At 66.5% G+C, this 19257-nt stretch carries 14 protein-coding genes and 1 tRNA gene; 6 read left to right on the top strand and 9 right to left on the bottom strand.

The annotated features are described in order from the left end of the window. Nucleotides 1-3: 3 nt before the first annotated feature. Together EV667_RS06290 and EV667_RS06285 are read right to left on the bottom strand one after the other, a co-directional pair. The gene (locus EV667_RS06290; RefSeq protein ID WP_131834400.1) at nt 4-1662 is read right to left on the bottom strand and encodes a lysine--tRNA ligase; all 1659 of its coding nucleotides are present in this window, start codon (nt 1660-1662) and stop codon (nt 4-6) included. An 89-nt stretch (nt 1663-1751) separates the two neighbouring features. Beyond that, a complete protein-coding gene (locus EV667_RS06285; RefSeq protein WP_131835051.1) occupies nt 1752-2513 on the bottom strand; it encodes a transporter substrate-binding domain-containing protein in 762 nt (253 codons plus the stop codon). Nucleotides 2514-2731: 218 nt separating this feature from the next. On the opposite strand from EV667_RS06285, the gene EV667_RS06280 reads away from it, so the two are divergent. Beyond that, entirely contained in the window at nt 2732-4669 is a 1938-nt protein-coding gene (locus EV667_RS06280) for a glycosyltransferase (protein ID WP_131834399.1), read from the top strand. On the opposite strand, the gene EV667_RS06275 is transcribed toward EV667_RS06280, so the two are convergent. From EV667_RS06275 to EV667_RS06250, 7 genes are all read right to left on the bottom strand, one after another. Further along, complete coding sequence (locus EV667_RS06275; protein WP_131834398.1) at nt 4614-5204, bottom strand: SCO family protein; 591 nt, start codon at nt 5202-5204, stop codon at nt 4614-4616. The genes EV667_RS06280 and EV667_RS06275 overlap by 56 nt on opposite strands. Before the next feature lie 60 nt (nt 5205-5264). Further along, nucleotides 5265-5432 (bottom strand): hypothetical protein, encoded by a 168-nt coding sequence (locus EV667_RS22530; protein WP_165901559.1) that lies wholly within the window; start codon nt 5430-5432, stop codon nt 5265-5267. Nucleotides 5433-5538: 106 nt separating this feature from the next. Then, nucleotides 5539-6474, bottom strand: coding sequence for a 2-hydroxyacid dehydrogenase (locus tag EV667_RS06270; protein WP_131834397.1), 936 nt, complete (start codon nt 6472-6474; stop codon nt 5539-5541). Nucleotides 6475-6559: 85 nt separating this feature from the next. Further along, the gene (gene paoC / locus EV667_RS06265; RefSeq protein WP_131834396.1) at nt 6560-8770 is read right to left on the bottom strand and encodes an aldehyde oxidoreductase molybdenum-binding subunit PaoC; all 2211 of its coding nucleotides are present in this window, start codon (nt 8768-8770) and stop codon (nt 6560-6562) included. A 3-nt stretch (nt 8771-8773) separates the two neighbouring features. Continuing rightward, entirely contained in the window at nt 8774-9724 is a 951-nt protein-coding gene (locus EV667_RS06260; protein ID WP_131834395.1) for an FAD binding domain-containing protein, read from the bottom strand. Continuing rightward, on the bottom strand, nt 9721-10383 hold the full coding sequence (gene paoA, locus EV667_RS06255; protein ID WP_131834394.1) for an aldehyde dehydrogenase iron-sulfur subunit PaoA: 663 nt from the start codon (nt 10381-10383) through the stop codon (nt 9721-9723). The genes EV667_RS06260 and paoA overlap by 4 nt, the downstream gene beginning before the upstream one ends. A gap of 362 nt (nt 10384-10745) precedes the next feature. Next, nucleotides 10746-10819, bottom strand: a tRNA-Gly gene (locus EV667_RS06250). A 621-nt stretch (nt 10820-11440) separates the two neighbouring features. Here EV667_RS06250 and EV667_RS06245 point away from each other — a divergent pair. From EV667_RS06245 to EV667_RS06225, 5 genes are all read left to right on the top strand, one after another. Then, nucleotides 11441-12298, top strand: coding sequence for a 2OG-Fe(II) oxygenase (locus tag EV667_RS06245; protein WP_131834393.1), 858 nt, complete (start codon nt 11441-11443; stop codon nt 12296-12298). After that, nucleotides 12295-15171, top strand: coding sequence for an AMP-binding protein (locus EV667_RS06240; protein ID WP_131834392.1), 2877 nt, complete (start codon nt 12295-12297; stop codon nt 15169-15171). Before EV667_RS06245 ends, EV667_RS06240 begins: the two co-directional genes overlap by 4 nt. 84 nt (nt 15172-15255) lie before the next feature. Next, on the top strand, nt 15256-15660 hold the full coding sequence (locus EV667_RS06235; protein ID WP_131834391.1) for a TubC N-terminal docking domain-related protein: 405 nt from the start codon (nt 15256-15258) through the stop codon (nt 15658-15660). Further along, nucleotides 15638-18034 carry a condensation domain-containing protein gene (locus EV667_RS06230; RefSeq protein WP_131834390.1) on the top strand — a complete coding sequence of 799 codons (2397 nt, stop codon included), beginning with the start codon at nt 15638-15640 and terminating at the stop codon, nt 18032-18034. Before EV667_RS06235 ends, EV667_RS06230 begins: the two co-directional genes overlap by 23 nt. After that, nucleotides 18031-19167, top strand: coding sequence for an amidohydrolase family protein (locus EV667_RS06225; RefSeq protein WP_131834389.1), 1137 nt, complete (start codon nt 18031-18033; stop codon nt 19165-19167). Before EV667_RS06230 ends, EV667_RS06225 begins: the two co-directional genes overlap by 4 nt. The last annotated feature ends 90 nt before the right edge of the window (nt 19168-19257 follow it).

Below are 19257 nucleotides of genomic sequence, written 5' to 3'. Positions count from 1 at the left end.
CGCCTACTCCGCCCCGCGCGCGAGTTCGCCGGAGAGTGCCCGAGCGATCAGTGCCCGGGTCTCGGGGATGCCGTAGGCGGCCACGAAGCCGCCGAAGCGCGGGCCTTCCTTCTCGCCGAGCAGCAACTCGTAGAGCGCGCTGAACCAGGCGAAGGTCACGCCGGGACCGCCGGTCGGGCTCTTGCGCTTGTGGTCCTGATAGCGTGGCTCGGCGCGGCCGACATCGAGCACGGCGTTCTGGATGGCGTCGCGGTCCGTTCCATCGAGCGGTGCCAACGCCGCGTCGAGACGGGCCAGCGCCTGCGCCTCCACTTCGTCCGGCAGGCGGAAGGTGCGGCGCGGCTTCACCCGGTCGATGAAATAGCGCACCGCATAGCCCGCGAGCTGGTCGACGGACGGATGGGTTTCAGGCGACGTCCCGGGCGCGTAGCGTTCGATAAAGCGCCAGAGCACGGCCTTGTCCTCGGCATTGGACGCCGAGGCGAGCTTGAGCATCAGGCCGAAGCTCAGCGGCAGTTCGTCCGCGGGCGGGTTGCCGGCATGGATGTGCCACACCGGGTTGCCGAGCCGGCTCTTCCAGTCCTGCGTGGGGTAGCGGGCGAGGAAGCCGAAATACTCGTCCACCGCCTTCGGAATAACGTCGAAATGCAGCTTCTTGGCCGAGCGCGGCGACTGGAACATGTAGAGCGCCAGGCTCTCGGGGCTGGCATAGGTCAGCCAATCGTCGATGGTGATGCCGTTGCCCTTGGACTTCGATATCTTCTGGCCGTTCTCGTCGAGGAACAGCTCATAGACGAAGTGTTCCGGTGCCACGCCGCCCAGAACCTCGCAGATGCGATCATAGATCGGCGCGTTGGTCTGGTGGTCCTTGCCGAACATCTCGAAATCGACGTCGAGCGCCGCCCAGCGGGCACCGAAATCCGGCTTCCACTGAAGCTTTACATGGCCGCCGGTGACGGGGACGGTCTTGTCCTCGCCGTCCTCGTCGGTGAAGGTGATGGTGCCGGCCTTGGCATCGACCGCCTTCAGCGGCACGTAGAGCACACGGCCAGAGACGGGCGAGATCGGCAGGAAGGGCGAATAGGTTGCCTGCCGCTCCTCGCCCAGCGTCGGCAGCATCACCTCCATGATAGCCTCGTACGTCGCCGCCGCCTTTAGCAGCACCGCGTCGAGCTTGCCGGAGAAATAATACTCAGTCGCGCTGGCAAACTCGTAGTCGAAGCCGAACGCGTCGAGGAAGCGCCGCAGCATCGCGTTGTTGTGGTCGCCGAAGCTGGCATAGCCACCGCCGAAGGGGTTCGGCACCTTGGTCAGCGGCATCTGCAGATAAGGCTTGAGCGCGGCAGGATCCGGCACGTTTTCCGGGATCTTGCGCATGCCGTCCATATCGTCGGAGAAGCACAGCAGGCGCGTTGGAATCGTGCCCTCGGTCAGCACATGGAAGGCGTGGCGCACCATGGTGGTGCGCGCCACCTCGCCGAAGGTGCCGATATGGGGCAGGCCCGAGGGGCCGTAGCCGGTCTCGAAAAGGACTTCCGATTTGGGTTTCCGCTTCAGGCGCTCGACGATCTTGCGGGCTTCCTCGAACGGCCATGCGCCAGCGGACTCCGCCAGCGTGCGCAGCTCGACTGCAAAATCCTCGACCGGAGCGGTCGCCGTCATGATCTGCCCTCCTGGGCTGTGCGCACAAAACAAAGGCGGCTTCCCGGAGCCGCGCCTCGGGCATGCTCTAGGTAGTGTCGGCGGCCGCGTCAATAAACGCTGATGGGGAACCAGCGCAGATAAAGGTCGGTATAGACCCCCTCCTCCCAGAGTTGGGCCAGGGCGTAGTTGAGCGACTGGCGCAGCGCATCATTGCCGCGCTTGACCGCGATGCCCATGCCCTCGCCGAAATAGAGGCTTTCCGTGAACGGCCCGCCGACGAAAACGCAGCACCCGGCCGATGCCGTACCGTTGAGCCACAGCGCCAGTTGCACGCCGTCCCCGAAGATGAGGTCGACATCGCCCTTTTGCAGGGCAGCGCGCGCGGCATCGACATCAGGGAAGTGCCGGATGGCGATCTCGTTGAAGAAATCACGCAGATAGGCCTCATGCGCGGAATCCGCGACCACACCCACCGATTTGGAGGAAAGAGCGTCCGGCGTGACCTTTAGCGCCGGATCGCCATTCCGGGCGACGAAACGAGCGGGCGAGCGGAAATAGCGGTCGGAAAAATCGGTGCGCTCGCGGCTGGCGGCGGAGATGGCGATGCCGGCGATGGCGGCATCGGCCTTGCCGCTCTCCAAGGCCTCCACCAATTGCTCGAAGGGCAGGATCTCCAATGTGCAGCGAATGGCGAGCTCCGTGCAGATGGCACGGGCAATATCGACATTGAATCCGGTTGGCCTGCCGTCTTCGCCTCGGAAACTGAAGGGCGGGTAGTCCTCCGTCGTGACGAAGCGGATCTGGACCGGCAGGCGGGTCACGTCCGGCCGCTCCGGCCGCCGCTTCGGGTCCCAGAAACCGGGCACCATCACCGCATCGGAGACGCCGGCCGGCGTTGGCGATTGAGCCCATGCCGCGCCCAGCGGGGCCGCCAGCAGGAGGGCGACCGCAAAGGCAAGCGCCATCACCGAACAGGGCTTAACTACCGGACGAAAATACCGCACACTGGCCTCGCGCTGGGTCTGGCGGCTGCCGCGCCACCGCGATGTTCTACCGTCTTGATGTCCACTAGGCGAGGGGCCGCCGCATGACACAAGTGGTGCGCGGGCGCTTATCCGGCCCGCCGGACGCGCGACGCTGGAGCGAGGTCCCGGTCGAAGCGGCCGGCATTGCGCACCGGCTCGATCCATCGGTTGTTCACAACGCATTGCACCGGGCAAGCCGGCTCGGGGTGGGCCTCGACGAGACCCTGCTCGCCGCGGGCCATGTCTCACCCGACGAGCTTGGCCAGGCAGCGGCGCGCGAGATCGGCGCCGCCTTCGAGCCGCTCGACCGGCCCTTTCTTCAAGGACCCACCAGGGTCGGCGCCACGGACATTGTCGCCATGCTGCGCAGCGGTGTGATGCGAACGGCGGACGGGCGTCTCATTGTCGCCGCACGCGGGTTGCGGCTGCGACGTCTGGCGGCCACGCTGGACGAGCGGCCGGAACTGCGCGGTCGGATAAGCCTGACAACGCCCGAAAGGCTGGCAAGCTTCGTACGCTCCCGGTTCGCAAGACAGCTCGGCTGGCAAGCCGCCTATCGGCTCCGCGACCAGCAGCCCGACCTGTCGGCAGGAACGCTGACCATTTCGCGCTATCTCTTCGGCATCATCGCCTTCGCCCTGGCGACCCTCTTCCTCACTGCGACGGCAAGCTCGTTCTTCGGCGCATGGGTCCTGCCCGGTCTGGTGGCACTCATGCTCGTCGGCAGCGCGACGTTGAAACTCGGGGCCTGCACGATCCCGCCGCAGCCTCCGCCGCGCCCCGCGCGCGACGATGCGTCCCTGCCCGACTACAGCCTGATCGTGCCGCTCTATCGCGAGGCACGGGTGGTGCCGCAGTTGGTGGATGCACTGGACGCCCTCGATTATCCCCGGGAAAAGCTTCAGGTGCTTCTGGTCATCGAGGCCGATGACGAGCCGACGGCGACCGCACTGGCGCTGCACGCCCGACGGCCCGGCTTCGAGGTCATTGTCGCACCCAATGTCGGGCCACGGACCAAGCCGAAGGCGTTGAATGCAGCCCTGCCCTTTGCCCGCGGCTCGGTAGTCGGCGTCTATGATGCCGAGGATGTGCCCGATCCGCTGCAACTGCGGCAGGTCTGCACCACACTCAAGGCCCGGGGGAACGGGCGCATCGGCTGCGTGCAGGCGCGCCTCGTCATCGACAATCTCGCGGATGGCTGGATACCCCGGCAGTTCGCCGCGGAATATGCCGGCTATTTCGACGTCGTGCTGCCGATGCTCGGCCACTTCCAACTGCCATTGCCCCTTGGCGGCACGTCCAACCATTTCCGACGCGCGGCACTGGACGCCGTCGGCGGGTGGGATCCGTTCAACGTCACGGAAGATGCCGATCTCGGCGTCCGCCTCGCCCGAACCGGCTGGAGCACGGAAGTCATCGCCTCGGCGACGGACGAGGAAGCACCGCGCCGGCTCGGCCCGTGGATGCGTCAGCGTACGCGCTGGTACAAGGGGTGGATGCAGACCCTGCTGGTGCACGCGCGACAGCCGCTGCTTATGGCCCGCACGGCCGGCTGGCCCGGCACACTGACGCTGCTCTTCCTGCTCGGCAGCGGCACAGCGGCGGCGCTGCTCCATCCGGTGCTGGTCGTCTCGCTGTTGCTCGATGCAGTGATGGAGCCGGACGCGAACCCATCCCTTGTGGCGACCTTGCTCGACGCCATCTGGTTCTGCGTGCTCCTCGCAGGACTTGTGGGCGTGGTGCTCTCCACCTTAATGGGCATGCGCCGACGCGGCATTCCCGGCATCGCCCGCGTTGCGGCGCTCATGCCGGTCTATTGGCTGATGATGTCGGCCGCCGCCTGGCGCGCTCTGATCGAACTGGTGGTGGCTCCCTCCCGCTGGGCGAAGACCGAACACGGGCTGGCGCGCACCTCGCGCCGGCGGCAGCGCCCGGCATTGAGGCTCAGAAGTAGCGGCGCAGTTCGGCCGCAGCCTCCTCTGGGGGCCGCTTTAAGTTGAACGGCGCGATGAACGTGCCATCCTTGTCCATGAGATAGACTATCGCCGTGTGGTCCATGGTGTAGTCGTCGCCCTGGGTGGGCACCTTCTTGGCATAGGCGCGATAGGCCCGGGTGACGGCGGCGATCTGCTCCGGCGTGCCGCTCAGCCCCTGGATGCTCGGATGAAAGCTCCCGAGATACGCCTTCAGCACCTCCGGTGTGTCCCGCTCGGGGTCGACGGTGATGAACAATCCCGACGCCTTGCGGGCATCCGGACCGAGCGCCTCGAAGAGCTGCGACATCTCGTAGAGCGCCGTGGGGCAGATGTCGGGACAATGGGTGAAGCCGAAGAACACCAGCGAGGGGCTGCCGGCGAAGGTCTCCTGCGTCACCGCCTGCCCATCCTGGTCGACGAGTTCGTAAGGGCCACCGATCGTGACCTGGCTCGTCACCGTGCCCGGCCCGGGCGGCAGCAGGGTGAGGGCGCCGGCGACGATGGCGACGGCACCGACGACAAAGGCGGCGAGGAGCAGCAGAACACGACGGTTGGACATGGCACCACAGCAAGGCTCGGCGCGGCCGCGCGGGCCGGCGCCACGGGTCAATTCACAGGCTCAGAAGCAATAGGCCAAGCCGGCCGTCAGCATGTCGAAGAAAACGGCCGCACCGTGGCGCGCCCACAGGCCGATCGCCGCACCGAAGACAAGGATCGCGGCAATGCCCGCCCCCCAGCTCCAGAAAGTGCTGTGCGAAGGTGCCACTTCCCCCATCGGTTCCGCCATCTGTCTCGCCCTCAGCTCCAGCGTAGCACGAATGAGGCGGATGAGGAGATGCGGATGAAGAAGCGCGGATGAGGACTTGCCAAGCATTGCCGGAACTCGCGCAACCTCAGTAGCCGCGCCGCGGGTCCACCTCGTGCAGCGGCGACAGACCCTGACGCACGCGGCGAACGCTCTCCGCCACGTCACGCGCCGCCAGAGCCGGCACGGTGATGCTGGCCACATGCGGGGTGATCAGCACATTGTCGAGCGTCCAGAGCGGATTGCCCTTCGGCAGCGGCTCGGTCTCGAACACGTCGAGCGTCGCCTCGGCGAGTTGGCCGGAGCGCAGCGCCTCGACCAGTGCCAGTTCGTCCACCACGGCGCCGCGCGACACATTCACCAGCTTGGCACCCCGGGGCATGAGCGCCAGTTCAGCGGCGCCGAGCAGATGATGGGTATCGGGTGTCAGCGGCACGAGGCACACGGTGATTTCGCTTTCGCTCAGCACGCGTTCCAGCCCTTCGCGGCCCGTCAGGGCGGTGACGCCAGGAATGTCCTTCGGGCTGCGCGACCAGCCGGTGACTGAAAAGCCCATCGCCGCCAGCGCCTTTGCCGAGGCCGCGCCGAGTTCGCCGAGCCCCAGCACGCCGACCTTGATCTCGAACAAAGGGCGGGGATGGACATATTCCCACTCTCCACGCCGCTTGGCGCGTTCAAAGACCGGAATGTCGCGAGCGTAACGGGTGACGGCGAACATGACGTAGCTCGCCATCATCGCCTCCATCGCCGGATCGTTTAGCCGCGCAACCTTCACCTGCACCAGATCGTCGCGCTTCATCAGCCCATCCACGCCGGCACCGAGATTGACGACCAGCTGCAAATTGGGAAAGCGGGCGAAGAAGCCGGCCGGCGGTGCCCAGGCCAGTGCGTAGCGAACGGCTGCGGGGTCGCCTATGTCAGGGGCGATCCGTACATCGAGATCGGGAAGCTCGGCGGTGAGCGCCTCCCGCCACGCCTGCGCATTATCCACGTCGCTGTAAAAGACCAAGGCCTCCGCGCTCACGAACCTTCTCCCGTTTCCCCGCCCGCCGACTCGGCAGGCGAGGTTATCCTAACGGGTCGAACCGACGCCGAGAAAGCCGGGCACGTCAGGCGACGTCGGGCAGGCGGTCGAGATGCTTGTCGAGCGTGACGGGGTAGTCGCGCACACGCACGCCGGTGGCATTGTAGACCGCGTTGGCCACCGCCGCGCCGACACCGCATATGCCGAGTTCGCCCACTCCCTTCGCCTTCATCGGCGTCGACATCGGGTCGGTCTCGTCGAGGAAGATGACGTCCTGATGCGGGATGTCGGCATGCACCGGCACTTCATATCCGGCGAGGTCGTGATTGACGAAGAAGCCGCGCCGCGTGTCCACGACCAGTTCCTCCATCAGCGCCGCGCCGGCCCCCATGGTCATGGCGCCGATGACCTGGCTGCGGGCCGATTTCGGGTTGAGGATGCGCCCGGCCGCGCAAATGGCGAGCATGCGGCGAATGCGGGTCTCCCCGGTCGCGCTGTCCACCGCCACCTCGACAAAATGGCCGGCAAAGGTGGATTGCTGCATCTTTTCGGTGATGTCGCCATATTCCATGCTGTCCTCGGCGACGAGATCGCCATCGGCCGCCGCTTCCTGCAGCCGAGCGGTGCGATTACCCACCCGCACCTCGCCGTCCACGAACTCGGCATCCGCCGAATTGAAGCTCAGCTTGCGCGCCACCTCCTCGCGCAGCTTCACGCAGGCGGCGTAGACACCAGCGGTGGAACTGGCGGCGCCCCACTGGCCACCCGACCCGGCGGAAACGGGGAAGCTGGAATCGCCAAGCACCACGCGCACCTGCTCCATGGACACACCCATCATTTCGGCGGCGGTCTGGGCGAGGATGGTATAGCTGCCGGTGCCGATGTCGGTCATGTCGGTCTCCACCGTTACGATCCCCCGGCTATCCAGCCGCACCCGCGCGCCGGACTTCATCAGCAAATTGTTGCGGAAGCCGGCCGCCATGCCAAGGCCGACGAGCCAGCGACCGTCGCGCGTCTGGCCCGGGCGGGCGTTGCGACGATCCCATCCAAAGCGCTCGGCCCCGAGGCGCAGGCATTGCGCGAAAGGCCGCGCCGAGAAGGGCCGCTCAGGATGTTCCGGATCGACCTGGGTGTCGTTGCGGATGCGGAACTCGACCGGGTCCATGCCGAGTTTCTCGGCCATCTCGTCCATGGCGATTTCCAACGCCATCAGGCCCGGCGCCTCGCCCGGCGCCCTCATGGCGTTGCCTTCGGGCAGATCGAGCACGGCAAGCCGCATCGAGGTCATGCGGTTGGCGCCGCCATAAAGAAGGCGCGTCTGGCCGACCGCCGTCTCCGGCCCGCCGCCGTCGAGATCGCCGGACCAGCTCTCATGGCCGATTGCGGTGATGGTGCCGTCGCGCTCGGCGCCGAGCCGGATGCGCTGGATCGTCGCCGGGCGGTGGGTGGTGTTGTTGGCGATCAGCGGACGCTGCAATGCCACCTTTACGGGACGTCCGGCCGCCCGGGCGCCGAGCGCAGCTAGTACAACATCGGCACGCAGGAACAGCTTCGCGCCGAAGCCGCCGCCGATATAGGGGGAAATGAGGCGCACCTTTTCCGGTGGAATGCCCAGCGTGGTGGCAAGTTCGCCGGTCGACCAGGCGACCATCTGGTTTGAGGTCCAAACGGTCAGCTCGTCGTCTTCCCACCGCGCAAGAGTCGCGTGCGGCTCCATCATCGCATGGGAATGGTCCGGCGTGGTGTACGTCTCGTCCAGCCGCACCGGCGCCTGCGCCAAGGCGCGGGGAAAATCGCCGACATGGGTGTCGATCGGGCCGGTCAGGTCGTTCGGCTCGGGCGCGGTGGCGGCGCCCTTTGCGGCGTGAAGGTCGAAGCTGCCGGGCTCGGCCTTATAGTCGATACGGACGAGATGCGCCGCAGCGCGTGCCTGCTCGAAGCTTTCCGCCACCACGAGAGCGACCGCCTGATGGTAGTGCTGGATGTCGGGCCCGCCGAGCAGATGCGCCGTGTTGTAATTGCCCTTCGTGAGCGTGCCGGCATTCTGGGCCGTGACGATGGCCAGCACGCCAGGCGCACGTTCAGCCGCCGACAGGTCCATGCCGGTGATACGCCCCTTCGCGATGGTGGCGCCGATCACATGGCCATAGGCGGGGTCGGCGACGATATCGTGCCGCTCATAGGCATAGGGCGCCGTGCCGGTGGTCTTCAGCGGGCCGTCGATGCGGTCGAGCGGCTGGCCGATCACCTTCAGGCGGTCGATGGGATTGGTGGTGGCGGGGGAATCGAATTTCATGGCTCAGCCCCTTGCCTCGTTGAGGACCGCGGCAAGCGTGCGCTCGACCAGCGTGATCTTGAAGGCGTTCTCGCGTGTGGGCCGCGCGCCCGCCAGCAAAGCCCCGGCGACAGCGCCGGCACCGCGCGGCATCTCCCCTTCCGCCGCCTCGACGCGCCATGGCTTGTGAGCGACGCCCCCCAGCGCGACGCGGCCCGAACCATCCGACTGGATGATGGCGCCGACAGAGACCAGCGCGAAGGCATAGGACGCGCGGTCGCGCACCTTGCGATAAATGTGGCGCCCGCCGAGTGGCTTGGGCAACACCACCGCCGTGATCAACTCGCCCGGCTCCAGCGCGGTTTCAATATGCGGGGTATCGCCCGGAAGCCGATGGAAATCGGCGATGGGCAAGGCGCGAGCGGTGCCGTCCGGCCGCACCGTCTCCACCGTCGCATCCAGCGCCCGCAAGGCCACCGCCATGTCGCTGGGATGGGTCGCGAGGCACGCCTCGCTGGTTCCGATGACCCCCAGCTGACGCGTGAAACCGCCAATGGCTGCGCAGCCGCTGCCGGGCTGTCGTTTGTTGCAGGGCTGGGCGGTGTCATAAAAGTAAGGGCAGCGGGTGCGCTGGAGCAGGTTTCCGGCGGTGGTTGCCTTGTTACGCAGTTGGCCGGAGGCGCCGGCGAGCAGGGCCCGGGCGAGCAGGCCATAGTCCTGCCGGACCCGTGCATCTGCCGCCAGATCGGTATTGCTGACCAGCGCCCCGATCCGCAGACCGCCCTCTTCCGTGGCCTCGATCGTGTCAAGCCCGAGGCCGTTGACGTCGATCAGATGGGGCGGCGTCTCGATCTGCAGCTTCATCAGATCCAGCAGGTTCGTCCCCCCGGCGATGAACCGGGCGCCCTGGGTGCGGGCGGCCGCCGAGGCCGCGCCGGCGGGCGAGGTTGCGCGCTCATAAGTAAAGGGCCTCATGCCGGGCTCCTCGAAACGTCGGTAATGGCGTCAATGATGTTGGAATAGGCGCCGCAACGGCAGATATTGCCGCTCATGCGCTCCCGCAGTTCCTCGGCCGAGAGTTGCGGCCGGGCCGTGAGATCTTCGGTGACATGGCTGGGAATGCCGGCCTCGATTTCGGCCAGAACAGCCACCGACGAGCAGATCTGCCCTGGCGTGCAATAGCCGCACTGATAGCCGTCATGCTTCACAAAGGCGGCTTGCATCGGGTGCAACTCGCCGGGCCGCCCCAGCCCCTCGATCGTGGTGATGGCATCGCCCTCATGCATGACGGCGAGCGTAAGGCAGGAATTGATGCGGACACCCTCCACCATCACCGTGCAGGCACCGCACTGCCCGTGATCGCAGCCCTTCTTGGTGCCCGTGAGGTGGAGTTGCTCACGCAGTGCGTCGAGCAGGGTGGTGCGGGTATCGACGTCCAGTTCCTTGACGGTACCGTTGACCGTAAAGCCAACCTTCATCCGGGTCGGCTCCACTGCGACGGCGTCATTCGCCGATGCGGCGAGCGGCGCGCCTTCGGCCCGAGCGCTGCGCCCGGTGGTGCCGGCGGCGACACTGACAGCCCCCGCCGCAAGCAGGTCGCGGCGTGACAGTCCGGTTTCGGGAAATCGCTGCATGGGTGATCCGCGTGTTGGGTGATCAAAGTTTTGGGGTGGTCCGAAATCCGGCGTGCGAGACCGACCTGTCCCTTCTTCGCCAGCCAGATCCCGGCATGTCTCCGGCGCGGCACCCCCTTGGGGCGCGGTTCCACGTCGTCATCAGGGAGGCAATGCCAACGGGCACAATGGGTTCCTCGTGCCACCGCGTGACGTCACTGCGTTTTTTGGCGCGGTATGCGCAAAGTTATTGGAATCGCTAAAAAATACACTGCGACCCTAATCTGGGTCACGATCGCTTGTGAATATGAGGAACCCGCCCGATAGAGCGATAAACGCCGGGGCAGCGCCCGCACGTGCCGAGATCAACGAACCGTCGGCGCTGGAGCGGGCGAAGGGAATCGAACCCTCGTATGCAGCTTGGGAAGCTGCCGTTCTACCATTGAACTACGCCCGCTCAGGTGGCGGCACCATAAGGGCGCCGGCCGGGCGCTTCAAGCCCCTCGCGGCGCGCGCTTCACAGGAGAGAACGAGAGGGAACCAGCCCTCCGGTGTCCTCCGTCGTGCAGTCGACGCCGAGAGCGTCGGTGAAATCGCCGGCGCCGAAGGAAAGGCAGACCGAGTGTTGCACCTGACGCCCGCCCCGGTGTGTTCGTTGCCGTTCACAGAGTTTATTTGGCCGGATTAACCCCGCTTAGGCCGGGTTGATCCGTATTGGTGCCGAGTTTAAGGGCCGGCCATAGAGGTCGATCCGGCAACGCCGCCGTCACGAAGTCCGCTCATTGCGCGCCATGCTCCGCGCTCGGCAGTCCCGGCAGACGCGACCAGCCCCATGCAACTGTGGATATCCATGCGTGCCCGTCATTTTGAATCCACTGCCTATATTTGTTTTAATTTCAGTCTTTCGGTATGATGGTGGCGTGACGTCCGATGGGTTTTCGATCATCGGGTTTCATCGCTCTCGCAGTCTTCGCAAAGGGTCCGACGTCGGTTGTGCGTGCCGGCATCCGGCTCGCCTCAACGCTTCCGCGACCCGTATCGCCGCCTACGCCTGACATTGTATCCGGCTACCTGTGTTGTGGCCGACCTCGCAAAACCTGCTCCAGAAACGTCGTTGACACAGATGGCACATGCGAACGTCCCCAAACCCGGCGAATGTCCCGCGACATTGCATGCCGAACCTTTTCCTTACGGGTGGATCGACAGCTATTTGCCGCAGGACATCTATGACGCGCTGGAGCGGTCCTTCGTCATGCCGGATCTTCATCCGGGACTGGACACTCTGAAGAAGGGCAAGAAGCGGGTGTCGTTCCGGATGCCCCCGGTTCCCGACACGCTGGCTGGTCTTGATCCGGTCTGGCGGGACTATCTGAGCGCGCTGGCATCACGCGAATTCCTGGCGCATTGCCTCGAATGGACACGGCAATTGATGCCGCTCGACAGTCTGCCCGAGGGGCCTTACCGGGAGCTTTTCCGGCTCCGTCAGGCCCTGACGCCCGATCAGGTGGAACTTCAATGCGAGTTCTCCAGCATCGAAGGTGGCGCGCTGTTGCCTCCGCATTCGGATTCGACCGACAAGCTTCTCATCTTCGTCCACTATTTCGCGCAGGAGCAGTGGGTTGAGGGGTGGGGCGGCGCGACCGAAATCTACAGCCCCCCGAAGCCGGCACAGCGGGTCAATTTCAGTAATTTCTTCCTGCCGCGCGATCAGGTCGACCTGATCGGCAGCAGCGCGTTCCGTCCGAACCGGCTGTTCTTCTTCGCCAAGAACGACCGGGCCTGGCACGGTGTGTCGGCCCTCAGCCCGGAATCCAACCTTCCCCGGCGCTCGTTCAATTTCAGTCTCCGTATCCGCGCCGACGCAAAGATCGATCCGGCGATCGAAGGTTTGCAGGCGCGTATCCGTACGCAAGAGCAGCAGGCTTTTCCGGCGTGAGCTATTCGGCAGGCCCGTTTGACTGGAGCACGCTTGACCTCTGGAGCCGGAGGCATCCGTCGGCGCCGGCGATTCTCGCCCTGTCGAACCGTCCGCCGCTGCTCTGGGGAGGCCTGCCCGGCTGCATCGCCGCGATCGCCGACCGGCTGAAAGAGGCCGGCGTGGCCGCGAATGCGCGCATCGCCCTGTCGATGCCGCCGGGCGCGGAGGCGGCGACGGTCTGCCTTGCGGCCATGCGGACGGGCATTGCTGTGCCACTCAATCCCGAACTCACGGTGTCCGAGACGGCCTCGGCCCTGGAACGGCTTCGCCCTCATATTCTCGTCTACCGCGCTGGGCTGCCGGGCGGCGCGGAACGGATCGCCCACGAGCTGGGCGTGCCGACGCTGGCGGTGGAATGGTCGGCGCAGGACATTGCCGGCTGGCCGCGACTGGCGCCGGCTTCGGGCGCGGCCCTGCCTGTCGCGGAAGACGACACGCTCGCCGCGCCCGACGGGACGCGCATGATCCTCCAGACGTCGGGCACCACGGCGCAGCCCAAGCTGGTTCCGCTGACGGAGGAAAACCTCTTCGCGGCCGCAGCGGCGCTCATTGAGTCCCTTGCCCTGACGGAGCGCGATCGCGCACTGAACCTGCTGCCGCAGTTTCATATCGGCGGATTGTGGGATCTCGTCGGCGCCCCCCTCCTCTCGGGCGGCAGCGTCATTTGCGGAGGAACGTTCTCGCGCGCGGCCCTGGCGGCTGGCTGCGCGCTGTCGCCGAGCTGGGTGCAACTGGTGCCGAGCATGATCCGCTCCGTGCTGGAAACCCCGACGCTGGAGATGGCCTCGACGCTTCGTCTTTTGCGGTCGGTTTCCGCGCCCCTGCCCCCGGCGCTGAAGCAGGAAGCCGAAGCTAGGCTGGGGCTGCCGGTCGTCGAGATTTACGGCATGACCGAAACCGCCGGTGTCATCGCCAGCAATCCTCTCGCCCCTTCGCAGCAGCGGCCCGGCTCGGTCGGTCTCCGCGCCGGAGTGGGTATCGTCCTTCTGCGTCCGTCCGGCGAGCCTGCCGGGCCGGGGGAGGAGGGCGAGGTCGTGGTGCGCGGCCGGCAGGTTTCGCCGGGATATCTGGCGGCGTCCGCGGGCGACGCCGTCGCCTTTTCCACGGAAGGGTTCCACACGGGCGATCTCGGTCGAATGGATGCGGATGGCCATTTATGGCTGCAGGGGCGCCTGAAGGACCTGATCAATCGCGGTGGCGAGATGGTGAGCCCCGCGGAGATCGAAGCTGCGCTTCTGTCGCTGGACGGAGTCGCCGACGCCGCCGCCTTTGCCGTGCCTCACCCGACGCTCGGGGAGGAGATCGAGGCGGCGATTGTGCTGGCCGGGGACGGCGGCGACTTCGCCGGCAGTGACGCGGCATTGGCAGCCCTTCGCCCGATTCTCGGCCATGGGCGCGTGCCCGCCCGCCTGCACATCATCGACGCGCTCCCTCGCACGTCGGGTGGCAAGCTCCAGCGCAGCCGGCTTGCCGCGCGTTTCTCCCTCGCTTCTGAGCCGGACGCGGCAGCCGAGCCGGTGAAGCCGGCACAAAGCTGGCCGCAGCGGCCCCTGGCGCGATGGATCGCCGAAATCTGGGCGTCCGTGCTCCGCAAGGAGGTGATGGGTGGGGATGAGGACTTCTTCCAGTCCGGGGGCACCTCTCTCCAGGCCGCGCAGACGGCGGCGATCATTCAGGATCGCTACCCCGACTATATTCTCTACGTCTCGTCGGTTTATGAGGCGCCGACCCCTGTTCTCCAGGCCGCGTTCCTGACCGCGCACTATCCCGAGATGGTCGCCCGCATCATCGGCGCGCAGTTCCACGGATGCAGCGCGAGCGAAGCGCCGGTGACCGAAGAGGTGCGCGCCTATTTTCGGGGCGCGATCGCCGACCCGCTGCCGAGCGTGCCGCGCGGCTCAGCCCCCAATCCGCCGGCGGTGTTCATCCTCAGCCCGCCGCGCTCGGGTTCGACCCTTCTGCGCGCCATGCTGGCGGGGCATCCCGGGCTGTTCGCCCCGCCGGAACTCTACCTTCTCAGCCATTCCGATCTTGCGTCGCGGCGTGCCTGGTATGGCCCGGCGCATGCCTCGCAACTGGAGGGCCTGCCGCGCGCGCTCATGGGCGCGGAAGGCTGCGATGCCGATACAGCTGCGGCGCTCGTGGCGGAGATGGAGAAGGTCGGCACGTCCATGCCCGAAATCTACCACCGCCTTCAGTCGGCGATAGGCGAGCGGATGCTGGTGGACAAGACGCCGTTCTATGGCGTGCACCCTGGCGTGTTGGCGGCGTGCGAGACGACGTTCGACGGCGCCTTCTATGTCCACCTCAGCCGCCACCCCTACGGCATGATCCGTTCCTTCGACCAAGCAAGGCTCGGCCAGCTGTGGTGGCCGCGCCTGGCGGGGCCACAGGCCGGCGCGACGTGCCCTCTGTCGTCACGGCAGCTCGCGGAACTGATCTGGGAGCATGTCCACCACAACGTGACCGGGTTTCTTGACAGTATCCCGGCGGCGCGCCGGATTCATGTCCGCTACGAAGACCTTGTCGATCAGCCCGAAGCGACCTGCCGGCGCCTCTGCGCGTGCCTTGGCATCGCGTTCGACCCGGCCATGCTCGAACCGCTGGGCGATCCTTCCCGCCGGATGACGGACGGGCTGCGGCCGGGATCGCGCATGATCGGCGACCCGAAATTCCATGCCCATCGCGGGATCGACCGGGAGTCCGCCCGTCGGTGGAAGCAGGATTATGACGAGGACTTCCTGTCCGACGCCACCTGGGCACTTGCGGATGCGCTGGGCCATGGCGAGCGTCTCGGCAAGGCGGAGGAACGGATCGTCTTCGAGGTGTGACGTGCCGTGCGGCGGGCTGTTTGGATCGCGCCTCGACGTGCAGGCGCACTATAGTACGTAGAGTTGTTCTCGGGGGGGAAGAACGTGGACGCAGTGGATGCCGGTTCTTCGGGTAAGGGATCGTACGATACGGCACGGTTCCTTGAAGAACTGGCCGGTCGCGGAATCCGGCTGTGGGTAGAGTCCGGGCGTCTGCAATGCAGCGCGCGGCCGGACCGGCTCGACGAAGCCGTGCGTGCCCGGCTCAAGGCGGAACGCGACGCGCTGATCGCGCTGCTCACGCCAGCCCCTGCGACGGTGGAAGCGTCGGAGCCGGGGCTGGTGGCGATACCGGCCGAGGCGCCCCGCGTGCTCACGCTCGCGCAGGAGAGCCTGCTGCCGCTGGCACGGGCGCGCCAGGCCGAGAGCCTCTATAACGTGCCGCTTGTTCTCGACATTGCTGGCTCCCTCGATCTGAACATCCTCTATGGCGTTGCAAGAGCGCCATGAGGCGCTGCGATACTGTTTTCCCGCCACGGAGACCTGCCCGGTGCTCCGCCCGCGCATGAGCCGTATCGCGATGGAGGAGACGCTCGCCTTCAAGGCCCAGGCAAAGGACAGCGACGACCTGCCCGAGGAGGCCCACGCCGCGATAGGGCGGGCAGGCGCGCGCCCCTTCGACATCGCGCACGGGCCGCTCTGGCGCTGCTGCGTCTACACGGTCGGGGGCAGACGGACGATCGTGCTCCTCGTCTTCCACCATCTCATCTTCGATGGCTTTTCGCGGGATGTGTTCGCGGGTGAACTGGCGGAACTCATCACCGCCTTGAGTGACGGGAGAACGCCCCCGGTGGGGCAGCCGCGCTTCCAGTCGACCGACGTCGCGGAGTGGGAGCGGCGGGTGGCGGCGGGACCGCGCGGGGAACAGTCGCGGGCCTGGTGGCGCGAACGCTTTGGGCAAGCCCATCCATCGGCCGCGCTGCCGGCCGCGCCGGGCCAAGCCGAGCGCGACGGCTCCATGCGGGTCGCGTTCCCGGACCATCTTGCGGAGGCGCTGCGCGCGCGCGCCGCTGCCCTTAAGGTGCCGCCCGGCGCGCTCGCGCTCGCCGCAGCCGCACTGACACTCAGCCGGGTCACCGTGCAGCGCCAGATACTGCTCTGCACGCCGCTGACCAATCGCGAACAGGCGGAAGCGGCTGCGGTCATCGGATATCTGAATCGTGTTGTGCCGCTGTCCGTGGCCCTGCCGCCGACGGCGACTCTGGCCGATATCGTCTCCGGCATCGCTCGGGATCTTTTCGCGGCCAATCGCCATCGCTTTCTTCCCACCGCAGAGATCGTGGCCACGGCCGGCCTCGCGCGGGCGCGCACCGACCAGTTCATGGCCGCGTGGCAGGAGCGACGGCGTGAGGCGCCGCTTGCCTTCGGCCGGCTTCCGGTGCGCGAGATGAAGCTGGACCGCGAGAGCGCAGATTTTGCCCTTGCCCTGCAGTTCGAGGCCGATGGCCCGGCTCTTTCCTGCCGGATCAGCCACCGGGCGCATATTCTCGGCCCGGCCGGCGCGGCGGCGTTCGGCACGTTGCTGCGCGACACACTCACAGCAATGGTGGAGAAGGGTATCGACCAGCCGATCGGCTCCCTTACGCCTCCCACCGTCGACCGGGAGCGCTTAAGGGCCTTGCTGGTCGCCCATCCCGGCATCGACGAGGCCGCCGTGACCGAAAATCCCCAAACAGGGGGCATGTCGGCATGGATGGTGCTGAACGAGTACAATCGGGCCTCCGCAGACGAACTGACGACATGGCTCGGCACCAAGTTCGGGGCCCTGCTGCCGCCTCTGCGGTTCTCCTCGCTGCCAGCGTTGCCACGCACGGCAACCGGAGCGGTCGATCTGGAGACGCTTGTCGCCCTCGACGACGGACGCGGAAAGAGCGCCTTCAACCCGCCGGAGAACGATGTCGAGCGCATCATCGCCGATCTCTGGCAGAAGGCTCTGTGGCTTGACCATCCCATCGGGCGGCATGAGAATTTCCGGGAGTTGGGCGGCCATTCCCTGCTGGCGGTGCGAATGCTCTCCGATCTGGAGAAGACGCTGGGGCGGCGCCTTTCAGCGAACGTGCTTCTCCAGTTGGGCACGGTCGCGGAACTGGCGGCGGCGCTGGTGTCCGATGAGGCACAGGAACATTCGGCGCCGGCGCCGGCCGGGCATCTTGACCCCGACATCCTCGCCAGGCTTCGCGCCTACACCGCGAGTTGGGAGGGGCGCCGCCCGTTCCCAGGCGCGGTGGCGGTCGGCCACAACCTCGATGGCGCGCGGCCGCCGCTCTTCTGGTGCCTCCAGAACGAGACCGAACTGAAGCAGATCGCGCGCTACATCGGCAAGGACCAGCCCGTGTTCGGCATGCGCTCGGGCCATGAAGTCATGGTGAAGTCCGCCGAGAACATCGACCGGCTCGCCGCCCATTACTCCGGCGAGATACAGGCGGCAGTGCCGGCCGGTCCGCTGTTCATCGGCGGCAATTGCCAGGCCGCGACCATCGCCTTCCATGTCGCCCGGCATGCCCGAGCGGCGGGACGCGAGGTCTCCCTCCTTGTGCTGCACGAGAAGATGGTGCCCGAGCGCTATGCCGGGCGGGTCGCGCTGTGCTTCGGGCGCGACAGCAACCGCAATATCCATCTCTGGTGCGAGGACCCCGACGCCGAATGTCGCGCGTATTACGACGACAATTTCACGATCGACATCGTCAGCGGTGGCCACGGGCAGTTTTTTCAGGAGCCTTACATTCTCGATCTCGTCGCCATGATCCGTCGGCGGCGCGATGAGGTGGCAGCGCTCGATCCCGTTGAGAAGAATCCAAAAAGCGCGTGGGGGAGGCAACAATGACGAGAGCTTGGTATGAACGGCTCCGCCAGGAAATTCGACGTAGCGGGGGCATGTTCAACGCCCATCTGCACCTTGATCGTGCCGGCACGTTCGATGATCGCTATCTGGCGGGCAACGGGCATCGAACAGCCGAGGATTTTCACATCTCGCTGAAGCGCAAGCACTCGATGATCGCTGATATCCACGCCGGGCCGGCGTTCGAGAGGGACGACTATTTCGCGCGCGTGGAGGATGCGCTGGCGGAAATGGTCGCGGTTGACACCCAGCGTGCCGACACCATGGTGGACGTCACGCCCAACCGGGTCGGGCTGACGGGTCTTGGCTGGATGAAGGAGATCCAGACGCGCTGGGCGGACCGGATCGACCTGAGGCTCGGGGCCTACACGCCCTTCGGCTTCGTCGACGCCGAGCCGGAGCGATGGGAGATCTTCGCCGAAGGCGCGCGTCAGGCCGATTTCATTGGCAGCCTGCCGGAGGCCGACGATACCGACGACTACCCCACCCATATCGGCTTCATGGAACATTGCCGGCGGGTGCTCGAACTCGCCCAGGACCTCGGCAAGATGGTCCATGTCCATACCGACCAGCGGTTTGAGGCCTCCGAGTGCGGCACCGAGCGCCTGGTCGAGGCCGTCCGGCGCTATGGTGCACCGCGTTCGGAAAGCGGCGAGCCGCTGGTGTGGGCCGTCCACATGGTCTCGCCCTCGACCTATGACGAAGCCCGCTTCCTGCGCCTTGCCGCCGATATGGCCGAGATGAACATCGGTGTCATCGCCTGCCCCTCGGCGGCGCTCGGCATGCGCATGCTCCGGCCGTTGCAGGCGCCCACCGGCAACTGCATGCCACGCGTGCTGGAACTCGTCAGCCGGGGTGTCGCCATCCGGATCGGTTCCGACAATATCGCCGACATCTGCTCGCCCAGCACCACCGCCAACCTTATCGACGAGGGGTTCGTGCTGTCGGCGGCGCTGCGCTTCTACCAGCCGGAAATCATCGCGCGGCTGCTCTGCGGGCAGCGCCCCGACGCGGCCGAGCGCGCCTTCGTGTCCGAGCATTTGGACAAGAACACCCATGAAATCGAGCGGATGCTCTCGAAGGCCCATGCGCGCGTACTCGATGTGGAGCAACACTAGAGCATGCGCCGACCGGCCTGCATGGCAAGCTGATCAGACAAAGCTGTCTCTATTCTGGAATTAGAGGGCGATTCACGGGTCGAACCGATC

Origin of the sequence: Ancylobacter aquaticus, assembly GCF_004339465.1 — a bacterium.
Lineage (GTDB): Bacteria > Pseudomonadota > Alphaproteobacteria > Rhizobiales > Xanthobacteraceae > Ancylobacter > Ancylobacter aquaticus.
Note: the sequence above shows the minus strand (reverse complement) of the source record. Positions and strands in the feature narration are given on the sequence as shown.

Excerpts from the sequence above, each read along its gene's own strand:
- EV667_RS06230 (WP_131834390.1), top strand. The coding sequence starts at position 15,638 with ATGGCGTTGCAAGAGCGCCATGAGGCGCTGCGATACTGTTTTCCCGCC.
- EV667_RS06275 (WP_131834398.1), bottom strand. The coding sequence starts at position 5,204 with ATGTCCAACCGTCGTGTTCTGCTGCTCCTCGCCGCCTTTGTCGTCGGT.
- EV667_RS06285 (WP_131835051.1), bottom strand. The coding sequence starts at position 2,513 with ATGGTGCCCGGTTTCTGGGACCCGAAGCGGCGGCCGGAGCGGCCGGAC.
- paoA (WP_131834394.1), bottom strand. The coding sequence starts at position 10,383 with ATGCAGCGATTTCCCGAAACCGGACTGTCACGCCGCGACCTGCTTGCG.
- paoC (WP_131834396.1), bottom strand. The coding sequence starts at position 8,770 with ATGAAATTCGATTCCCCCGCCACCACCAATCCCATCGACCGCCTGAAG.
- EV667_RS06280 (WP_131834399.1), top strand. The coding sequence starts at position 2,732 with ATGACACAAGTGGTGCGCGGGCGCTTATCCGGCCCGCCGGACGCGCGA.
- EV667_RS06290 (WP_131834400.1), bottom strand. The coding sequence starts at position 1,662 with ATGACGGCGACCGCTCCGGTCGAGGATTTTGCAGTCGAGCTGCGCACG.
- EV667_RS06260 (WP_131834395.1), bottom strand. The coding sequence starts at position 9,724 with ATGAGGCCCTTTACTTATGAGCGCGCAACCTCGCCCGCCGGCGCGGCC.
- EV667_RS06225 (WP_131834389.1), top strand. The coding sequence starts at position 18,031 with ATGACGAGAGCTTGGTATGAACGGCTCCGCCAGGAAATTCGACGTAGC.
- EV667_RS22530 (WP_165901559.1), bottom strand. The coding sequence starts at position 5,432 with ATGGCGGAACCGATGGGGGAAGTGGCACCTTCGCACAGCACTTTCTGG.